Raw genomic sequence first — 1,124 nt, 5'->3', positions numbered from 1 at the left:
GTTACTGGCCGATGAAAACTGCAGTGTTTTAGGTATAGCAGCATCAGTACCGGCCACCACCTATGGTGTAGTACCTATTTTTACTGTCACTGGCCGATGAAAACTGTACGTTTCTAGGTATAGCGACACCAGTACCGGCCACCACCTATGGTGTAGTACCTATTTTTACTGTCACTGGCTGATGAAAACTGTACGTTTCTAGGTATAGCGACACCAGTACCGGCCACCACCTATGGTGTTGTACCTACTTTTACTGTCATTGGCCGACGAAAACTGAAGTGTTCTAGGTATAGGAACATCGAACTGAACTAACAGCCAAGATGCAGCCCCTATATTTACTGTCAGTAGGGGCTATTTGAAAGGTACTTATTGAATAGAATACCCTCCAGAAGCTTGTAGTGAGCAGTGAGAGGCTGGAACTAAGAAAGTGAGGTATAGGTCTGGCCGATGATGGTATGGTAACGCTTCATGCGTTTGACATCTTCTGCTGGTAACTTTCTTCCCACACGTTTCAACTCCAACTCAAAGTTTGAAAGGATCTTGATGTTCTCCCGAGCCCACTCACCTTCGCGATGGGAGCCTACCGGCACTTTAGGTGGACGACGCTTGAGCTTACGAGTCGGCTTGACGGCTTCTTTGACATTGTTCGCCAGGGCTTCATAGTTTATATTCGTCTGCTCAAAGTAGATGACCCTTAAGGCATCGTACTTTTTCCCTTTACCTAGCGTAATACCTTCAATATGAACACATAGTTCAGTCTTTTCGGTGATCTCTTTGTGGACACGGAATGAATCAATCAGACGCCTAATGGTCTTGTGGCTAACATCAAAGTACGTATTCCAGTAGTCAAGATCACCGACTTTGACAAACGTTTCAGTACCTCGGTTTTGAATTGTAAGCCCAGGCTCCAGTGGTGTGATCTTACTCTCCATCTTGAGGGTAGAGTAAAGCTTCTCGGCCTTTGGTGATAACTTACCACCGATTTTATGGTCAATACGGGTGAAATTCTTCTGCAGATACATTGAGTGGATAGCAACCAGCTCATTCAAAACAAAGGTGATCTCCTTTGCCTGGTAGGCTTTGCCGTCTTTGATATCATCAATGGTGAGTTTAACGTCCTTCTT

Annotated in this window: 1 protein-coding gene; it reads right to left on the bottom strand. The window is 45.0% G+C overall.

The genetic code is table 11. The features are described 5' to 3' along the window. Nucleotides 1-419: 419 nt before the first annotated feature. Nucleotides 420-1,124: hypothetical protein (locus L4D76_RS28595; protein ID WP_428444198.1), on the bottom strand; the 705-nt coding region annotated here is incomplete at its 5' end.

The sequence above is a fragment of the Photobacterium sagamiensis genome, assembly GCF_050337085.1.
Classification (GTDB): domain Bacteria; phylum Pseudomonadota; class Gammaproteobacteria; order Enterobacterales; family Vibrionaceae; genus Photobacterium; species Photobacterium sagamiensis.
Note: the sequence above shows the minus strand (reverse complement) of the source record. Positions and strands in the feature narration are given on the sequence as shown.